Source organism: Stenotrophomonas sp. AN71, from assembly GCF_050435725.1.
Classification (GTDB): Bacteria; Pseudomonadota; Gammaproteobacteria; order Xanthomonadales; family Xanthomonadaceae; genus Stenotrophomonas.
In genome coordinates, this window is record NZ_JBNDKU010000015.1 from 85620 (window position 1) to 92937 (window position 7318).

Annotated in this window: 8 protein-coding genes and 4 tRNA genes; 3 read left to right on the top strand and 9 right to left on the bottom strand. The window is 65.5% G+C overall.

Translation table 11 applies throughout. The features are described 5' to 3' along the window. Positions 1 to 3 precede the first annotated feature (3 nt). The 4 genes from ABH900_RS19050 to ABH900_RS19065 form a co-directional block, all read right to left on the bottom strand. Positions 4 to 549, bottom strand: a complete 546-nt coding sequence (locus tag ABH900_RS19050; protein ID WP_429624708.1) for a DUF4124 domain-containing protein — start codon at positions 547 to 549, stop codon at positions 4 to 6. Between the two features lie 414 nt (positions 550 to 963). Next, positions 964 to 1037: transfer RNA gene (locus ABH900_RS19055), tRNA-Cys, on the bottom strand. A gap of 67 nt (positions 1038 to 1104) precedes the next feature. After that, positions 1105 to 1180 (bottom strand) — tRNA-Gly (locus ABH900_RS19060). Between the two features lie 142 nt (positions 1181 to 1322). Continuing rightward, a tRNA-Gly gene (locus ABH900_RS19065) sits at positions 1323 to 1398 on the bottom strand. A 128-nt stretch (positions 1399 to 1526) separates the two neighbouring features. On the opposite strand from ABH900_RS19065, the gene ABH900_RS19070 reads away from it, so the two are divergent. Both ABH900_RS19070 and ABH900_RS19075 read left to right on the top strand, forming a co-directional pair. Further along, positions 1527 to 1928: a hypothetical protein gene (locus tag ABH900_RS19070; RefSeq protein ID WP_429624710.1), complete on the top strand. Its 402-nt coding sequence runs from the start codon at positions 1527 to 1529 to the stop codon at positions 1926 to 1928. Then, positions 1921 to 2370, top strand: coding sequence for a hypothetical protein (locus tag ABH900_RS19075; RefSeq protein ID WP_429624711.1), 450 nt, complete (start codon positions 1921 to 1923; stop codon positions 2368 to 2370). Before ABH900_RS19070 ends, ABH900_RS19075 begins: the two co-directional genes overlap by 8 nt. 2 nt (positions 2371 to 2372) lie before the next feature. Here the strand turns inward: ABH900_RS19075 and ABH900_RS19080 are convergent, their stop codons facing one another. From ABH900_RS19080 to ABH900_RS19095, 4 genes are read right to left on the bottom strand one after another with little or no spacing between them, the layout of a single operon-like run. Then, positions 2373 to 3293: an HlyD family secretion protein gene (locus tag ABH900_RS19080; protein ID WP_429624712.1), complete on the bottom strand. Its 921-nt coding sequence runs from the start codon at positions 3291 to 3293 to the stop codon at positions 2373 to 2375. Then, positions 3290 to 4018, bottom strand: coding sequence for an ABC transporter ATP-binding protein (locus ABH900_RS19085; protein ID WP_429624714.1), 729 nt, complete (start codon positions 4016 to 4018; stop codon positions 3290 to 3292). The genes ABH900_RS19080 and ABH900_RS19085 overlap by 4 nt, the downstream gene beginning before the upstream one ends. Before the next feature lie 10 nt (positions 4019 to 4028). Further along, on the bottom strand, positions 4029 to 5168 hold the full coding sequence (locus tag ABH900_RS19090) for an ABC transporter permease (RefSeq protein WP_429624715.1): 1140 nt from the start codon (positions 5166 to 5168) through the stop codon (positions 4029 to 4031). Next, positions 5165 to 6628, bottom strand: coding sequence for an efflux transporter outer membrane subunit (locus ABH900_RS19095; RefSeq protein WP_429624717.1), 1464 nt, complete (start codon positions 6626 to 6628; stop codon positions 5165 to 5167). Before ABH900_RS19095 ends, ABH900_RS19090 begins: the two co-directional genes overlap by 4 nt. Positions 6629 to 6818: 190 nt before the next feature. On the opposite strand from ABH900_RS19095, the gene ABH900_RS19100 reads away from it, so the two are divergent. After that, the gene (locus tag ABH900_RS19100; RefSeq protein WP_429624718.1) at positions 6819 to 7166 is read left to right on the top strand and encodes a hypothetical protein; all 348 of its coding nucleotides are present in this window, start codon (positions 6819 to 6821) and stop codon (positions 7164 to 7166) included. 67 nt (positions 7167 to 7233) lie between these two features. On the opposite strand, the gene ABH900_RS19105 is transcribed toward ABH900_RS19100, so the two are convergent. After that, a tRNA-Gly gene (locus tag ABH900_RS19105) sits at positions 7234 to 7309 on the bottom strand. Between the last annotated feature and the right edge of the window lie 9 nt (positions 7310 to 7318).

A 7318-nucleotide genomic window follows, 5' to 3' on the forward strand; every position in this document is an offset into this window, starting at 1 on the left:
GTTTCAGCGCGTGGTTTCCGGTGCGTTGCTGAATGTCTCGCGCACCGAGCGCTCGCGCTCGCGGCGGGTCGAAGCGCACTGTTCGCGCGCACTCGACATCTGCGTGTCCGCCGCAACCCGCTCCGCGCTGAGGTATTGCTGCAGGCTGGCAATCTGCGCACGGATGCCCGAGTCCTGGGTGGCACCGGCCAGATTCGCGTTGGTCGCGGTCAACTGCCGATTCAGCTCCGCGACCTGGCGGCCCACCTGCTGGCCGCGTGAGTCCAGCGGCCCGTAGATCCGCGAGCGCTCGCCCTGCACGCAGTGGCGTTCCTCGATGCCGGCGTCTGCCAGCTCGGTGTTCTGATACACCGCCGCACGGTTTGCTGCTTCCCCGGCCGTTTCGGCCGATGATCGGTTGGAGCGCAGTTTCATCGGCTCGATGCCAACCGCACACGGATTCTGGCTGTAGACCGTCTCCCCGGATGCGCCCTTGCACTTGTAGACCTGGGCCGCCGCCAACGGTGCGCAGCCCGACAACAACGCTGCAACAAGCAGATTCCGCTTCATGCCGCACCTTTCCCTGGTCCGCATTGGATGACTGCCACGATACGACGGTTCGGCGGTATCTGCCCCCCAGCGCCCGCGCACGGCATCACCACGGATATCAGAGCAATGGCAGCCGGTAGAACACCATGTCCACGTAGCGGCCCTCCCGCTTTACCGCCTGCGGTTCCACGCCAACGACGATGAATCCAAGGGATTCATACAACCCACGTGCAGCGCCATTGTCGGCCAGCACCGTGCGGGTGAGCGTTTCAATGCCTTCAGCTGCGGCCGCTCAGATCGCGAGGAAAAGCTGTGGGGCGATGCCCTGGCCACGGTGGTTGAGGCCAACGTGGATGCGTGGAATCAGCGTAGCAGGCAGGCCTGGCGCAACGTGCAAAAACAAAAAAGCCCCGACCGGAGTCAGGGCTTTTCAATTGGAGGCCTCAAGCGGAATCGAACCGCTGTAAACGGATTTGCAATCCGGTGCATAGCCACTCTGCCATGAGGCCAACGTACTGCGCGCCAGGAACGAAGTCCCTGACATGACAAAACCCCGTGATGGGGTTTGTCGGAACATGGAGCGGGAAACGAGACTCGAACTCGCGACCTCAACCTTGGCAAGGTTGCGCTCTACCAACTGAGCTATTCCCGCATAAGCCGCCATGATACCGGAAATCCGGAACACACACCAGCGATTTCACCTTTCTGACTGCGCGTAAAGCCTTGTGGCTCAACGTGCCCCACCTTGCCGTGGCGGGAGAAAAACAAGGCCCCTACCGGGGCCCTGTAGAATCTGGAGCGGGAAACGAGACTCGAACTCGCGACCTCAACCTTGGCAAGGTTGCGCTCTACCAACTGAGCTATTCCCGCAGATTCTTCGACCTGCGTCGAAGGAGGGCTATTGTGTCCAAATTCCTTCACGCCGTCAACAGTCTTCACATTACGCGATCACGGGCGTCCGCACTGGGGTACGCTGCCCCGCCCGGCTCCGTTCGCCCATGTTCCTTCGTGGCAAGCCCCTGTTGATCGCCGTGCTGCTGCATCTGCTGGTGGCGCTGCTGTACTGGTCACTGATTCCGCTGGGAATGAACTGGTATCGCGACAATTTCGGCTTCACCTCCCATCGCGACATCGGCCTGGGCATCGCCCAGTTCCATCTGTTCTGGATGTTCCTCGGTGCCCAACCGCTGATCGCGGTGCTGCGGCCGCTCTTCGCCAAGCTGTTCGTGCTGGCCATTCCCTTGGCATTCGCGACCTGGACACTGATGCACAACCACCCGCTTCGCCTGCTGTACTTCACCGTCGGGCCCGGCCTGCTGGCACTGGCCGCAATCGTCATCTCCGCATGGTATGCATCACCCAACCGCCTGCCCGCCGCCATGGACACCGCCAATGCCTGAGCGCTACGTCCGATTCTTCTGGATGCTGGTCGCACTGACCTGGTTCGCGCTGATCGCTGCGCTGGTCAATGCTGGCTTCACTCCGGACTACTGGCTGCTGCACCACCTGGAAGGTGCCGAGTTGCCCTACCCGACCAGCACCGTCATCGTGTTCGCGTTGCTGGGCACGGTAGAACTGGTCGTAGTCGCGTTGATCGTGCGGCCCTGGAAACTGAGGCGGCTGTGGCTGCGCCTGCTGATCGCCTTCGCCCTGCTGCTGGCATGGTCGGTTCCGTGGATGCTGTCGGCGATGCACCAGCCGCCCGTGCATGGCACCCATCTGCTGTGGCTGTTGCTGCTGGACGTGGGCCTGCTGCTGGCGCTATGTCTGGTGTCGGCGGCAAGCGCGTGGCGAGCGCTGAAGCGTCGACGGCGCCCTGGCGCGCCGCCGCCGCATCACTAGACCTACTTCCGGAACTCCACACGCACATGCTGGCCGAAGCGCGCCTTGGCCTCACCGTCGAACTCCAGCACGCACTCCACCACCTTGGCCACACCGCGCCCGGCGTCTTCCGGCAGGCGTGCCTGCGCGAACACCGGGCTGATGCGCACCACGCGCGCCGGCGGCAACGTGCCCGTGTTCTCGGCGCCGTCGCTGTCCGGTACCACGGTGGCATGCATGCCGACCTGCACCGCGTCGGCATAGGCGGCACTGAGTTCGGCACGCACCTGCAGCGGGCGTGCCGGCAGCAGCGAAATCGCCGGCTTGCCGGCCTGCACGAAGGCGCCGAGGCCCGGCACCTGGCCGACCACGGTGCCGGCTTCCGGCGCGGTCAGCGACATCTGCTGCAGCTTCAGCCGAGCGTGCTCCAGCTTGTGCTGGGCCATGTCGACCTGCGCGCCTGCCACATCGACATCGGCACGCACACCGGCCAACTGCTGCTTGGCCGCGTCGGCCTGCTGGTTGGATGACACACCTTCGCTGGCGCCGGTGGCCAGGCGGGTGGCGTTGCGTTCCAGTTCGCGCAGCTGCGCCTGGCTGCCCTTCAACCGGTCGTTGGCCAGGGCCAGGTCGGCGGTCGCCATCGCCACTTCCTGCTGCAGCAGGGCGCCATCGAGTGACAGCAACAGCTGACCCTTCTTCACCGTGGCACCCTCCTTCACCGCTGCCGCGGTGATCGAGCCATCCAGCGGCGGCGCCAATGCGATCAGGCCCCCTTCCACATCGATGATGCCGCGGGCGACCGCGACCTTGCCGGCGGTGGCGCCAGCGGCCTTGCCCGCAGGTGCCTGAGCCGGGGCAGGCGCATCCTTGGAACAGGCACCGAGCAGCAATGCTGCGGACAGGGCCAGGCTGAGCGGGAGCAGGTGCGACGTCTTGGTCATGGGGCGGACTCTACAGTTTCGTTCTGGCGGCGATCATCACGGACCATGCCGTCTTCCATGGCGATCACCCGATCGGCATGCCGGATCAGGCGCGGATCGTGGCTCACGCACAGCACGGTGGCGCCATGCGCGCGTGCATAGCGGTGCAGGATATCGATCACGCGCTGGCCGTTTTCGGCATCCAGCGCGCTGGTAGGTTCGTCGGCGAAGATCAGCGTTGGCGACTTGGCGAAGGCGCGGGCAACGGCCACGCGCTGCTTCTCACCGCCGGACAGCTGCGCCGGACGCATGTGGCTGCGATGGCTGAGGCCGACCTCCTCCAGCGCCTGGCGGGCCAGCGGCTCGCTTTCACGATTGCTCATGCCGCGGTAACCCAGTGGCAGCTGCACCTGTTCCAGCGCGGTCAGCGCCGGAAACAGGTTGAAGCCCTGGAACACGAAGCCGACGTGGTGCAGGCGGAAGCGCTCCACCTCGCTGCGGCTCATGTGGCCCACATCCTGGCCCAGCGCGTGCACGCGCCCGCCATCAGGCGAGGACAGCCCGGACAGCAGCGACAACAGCGTGCTCTTACCGCAACCGGACGGACCGGATACCAGGGTCAGCTCGCGCGGATAGATATCCAGCGACAGGCCACGCAGCACGGGCACCTGCACATCGCCGGACATGAAGCCTTTTTCAAGTGCATCGGCCCGCAGGGTGGGAGCGACAGTGTGTGTGGATGTCATCGGCCGGTCCTCAACGCAGCAGCAATGATGGATCGGAGCGGACGACACTGCGCACCGCCATGATGCTCGACAGCATGGCCATCACCGCCACCAATGCCACGCAGCCGAGGATGACCATCGGCGTCAGCTGCACGGGCACGCGCTGGGTCTGCGCGATCAACAGCACCGCGGTACTGAACGCCGCCGCCAGCAACATGCCGACGCCACCGATCAGCAGTGCCTGCTCGAACACGACCCGGGCCAGCGCATAGCGGCCTGCGCCCAGCGCATTGAGTGTGGCGTATTCGCGCACCGACCCGGCCACGACCGAGGCGAACGACTGGTTGGTGATCACCGCACCGACGAAGCAGACAATGACCGCCATGAACAGCACCGCGATGCCGGCGCCGGTATCGAACAGCCAGTACTGCTGCGAGCGGCTGGCGAATTCGGGGGCGGTCCAGAACTCGACCGGCGTGGCCCGGCCCATCGATGCCGACAGTCGATCGCGTACGCGGTCAGCCAGCTCCGGCGAGCGCAGGCCTGCCACGAAATAGGTGCTGCCTTCATGCGGATCGGTACCGGCAATGGCCCGCGCGGTATCCAGCGAGGCCAGCACGTTGACGCCACCGAGGCCACGCAGGCCCGGTTGCGCGGCCACCACACGCACCGCCTTGCCGTTGATCCAGGCACGGTTGTTCTGCAGATCCACGCCCAGGGTATCGAGGTCGGCACTGTCGACGATCACCGTGCCCGGCTCGCGCAGCAGCACACGCACGTCGGCGGGCAGGATCCGCGCGAACATCATTGCGTCATCGCGGGTGGAGATGCCGGACAGATACACCGATACATTGCCGGTCCCCTGCGCGCTGGAACGCCATTCGCCATCAACCCACTCATAGGGCTCGACGCGGGTGACATCCGGGTCCATGCGCAGGTGGCTTTCCACATCCGCACTGATCGCATGGCCGTAGTTGACACTCTGCGTACCCGGAAACCCGGCCCAGATATCGGCCGAGGACGCCTTCACGTAGATCGCAGCGGTGCCGAAGATGCCCAGCACCAGCGCCGCCTGCACGATCAGCAGCACGCCGGCGAAGCACATCGCCATCACCACCGGCAGGAACCGGCGCCACTCATAGGCCAGGGTCTTGCGGGCCAGTGCGATCATTGCGACTCACCCTCAGCCTCGACCGGCAGCGGCGCACCGCCCAGCGCGCGGTACAGCGAAGCAAACGCCAGCACGCGCGCGCCCCGTGCACCGATCAGATCAGCCTGCGACGTGAGCGCGGCGCGCTGCGTGTCGAGCCCGTCGTATTCACTGGACAGCCCCAGCTGCACCTGCCGCGCCTGGCGCTTGACCTGCTGGCTGGCGGCATCATTGGCCGCGCCCAGCGATTGGATGCTGCTGTCCTGCCGCGCCAGACTGCCCAGCGCGCCTTCCACTTCACTCACACCTTCCAGCACCGCCTTGCGGTAACCGAGCAACGCGGCATCCAGCTGCTTCTCATCGGCATGGAAGCGTGCACGGCGCTGGCCCCAGTCCCACAGCGGGATATCGATGTATGGACCGATCGAGGGACTGGAATCGGAATTGGAGCGCGCGTTCTGGGTGAGGTTGTAGGCGTACAGAATGGAACCGCCGAGGCTGACCCGCGGATACATCGCCGCACGCGCGGAACCCTTGCTCGCCGCGGCCTGCATCACCTCCGATTCGGCCAGCAGGATCTGCGGCCGGTGACGCAGCAGATCCGCCGGAACCTGCTGCAGCGAGAACGCGCCCAGCTGCGGCGGCGTGCGGTACGCGCGCCAGGCCGGATCCGGTCCATCGCGGCCGAGCAGCAGCGCCAGCGCGCGGGCCGCGTTGTCCGCATTTTCGCGGGCCTGCGCGATCGCGGCGCGGGTCGCGGCCTGGCGCGCATGCAGGCGCTCCAGCTCACCCGGCTCATCCAGACGCAATCGCTGGCGCACGTGCGCGAGCTGCTCGCCACGATCGTCCACGGCCTGCTGTCGGGCCAGCAGGTCCTGCTGGGCCTGTGCCACGGTCAGGTCCAGATAGCTGCGCACCACGTCGGCGACCACAGCCACCTGCGCTGCGGTGCGCAGGGCCTCGGCATTGCCAGCCGAAGCCTGAGCGCTCAACTGCGCGCTTTCGGCGGCGCCGAACAGGCCCAGGTCCCAGATAGCTTCAATGCCGGCATGGAAGTAGGTATCGACGGCGGCGGCGTCCTGCACCTGCTTGGCGCTGGCTGAAATCTCCGGCAGGAAGCGCGAGTCGGAGGTACCGGACACGATCCGCACCGCCTGCAGACGCAAGGTGGCCTGCTGCAGGTCCAGGTTGCCGGCGATGGCCTGGTCGACCAGACCGTCCAGCGCCGGGTCGGACAACACCTTCCACCACTGCTTCGCATCCACGGCCACGCCCTGCCCCTGCGGCACCTGGGTCCAGGTGGTGGGAGTGCGGTCAGGCAGGTCCGGAACCGGCACCGACATGCAGCCGGCCAGGGCCAGACTGGCCAGCAGTGCGCTGGGGCGCAGCACTGCCTGCAGGGAGAGTCCGCGCCCGGTCCTGGGCACTGCCACTGAAGTGATACGCCTGACCACCAGCCCGCCAACGTGTAGAAGGAGCATGAAGGCTACCGTGCGATTGTGGAGCGAACATGGAGAATTGGTCCGAAAAAGGTCACAACGCGCGTTCGGTTCAGGCAACGCTGACCCAGCCTTTCACTACGCTTTCAATGCGTTCCCCGCGCGGAACACTGGACGCCTTTCACTGCGTATTGCACATTGCGGCACTGTCTTGCTTCGATGCTGCCTGCCTGTGAAACGCCCCCGCCGCTGGCTGTTGACTGCCTCGATCACGACACTGATTGTCGCTGCGCTCGTTGTCGCGCTGGCCACCCCACTGGCCTCGAACGCCCTGCTGCTCCTGATGGAGCGCAGCAACTTCATTCCTGCCGAATCCTCGATCCTCACCTTCGAACCGTATTCGATCAACCACGGCTCGTCGAACTACTGGTTGTACGGAAAGGACCGGACCTACTACTACCACTTCACCTACGAAGATGACGTCCCCTACGTCTACATCCCGCAGGACAACCGCTGCCCCGGTTTCGACCAGCAGGATGCCCGGACCTGGTGCAGCGCCCTGCCCGGCAAGAAACGCTAGCGCGGCGGTGGTGCAACCGGTGTGACAAACGAAAAACGCCCCCTTGCGGGAGCGTTTTTCTTGAATCTGGAGCGGGAAACGAGACTCGAACTCGCGACCTCAACCTTGGCAAGGTTGCGCTCTACCAACTGAGCTATTCCCGCTTGGGAGGC

Bases quoted from the DNA above. Each gene is read 5' to 3' on its own strand.
- ABH900_RS19090 (WP_429624715.1), bottom strand. From the start codon at position 5,168: ATGATCGCACTGGCCCGCAAGACCCTGGCCTATGAGTGGCGCCGGTTC.
- ABH900_RS19080 (WP_429624712.1), bottom strand. From the start codon at position 3,293: ATGACCAAGACGTCGCACCTGCTCCCGCTCAGCCTGGCCCTGTCCGCA.
- ABH900_RS19050 (WP_429624708.1), bottom strand. From the start codon at position 549: ATGAAGCGGAATCTGCTTGTTGCAGCGTTGTTGTCGGGCTGCGCACCG.
- ABH900_RS19070 (WP_429624710.1), top strand. From the start codon at position 1,527: ATGTTCCTTCGTGGCAAGCCCCTGTTGATCGCCGTGCTGCTGCATCTG.
- ABH900_RS19095 (WP_429624717.1), bottom strand. From the start codon at position 6,628: ATGCTCCTTCTACACGTTGGCGGGCTGGTGGTCAGGCGTATCACTTCA.
- ABH900_RS19075 (WP_429624711.1), top strand. From the start codon at position 1,921: ATGCCTGAGCGCTACGTCCGATTCTTCTGGATGCTGGTCGCACTGACC.
- ABH900_RS19085 (WP_429624714.1), bottom strand. From the start codon at position 4,018: ATGACATCCACACACACTGTCGCTCCCACCCTGCGGGCCGATGCACTT.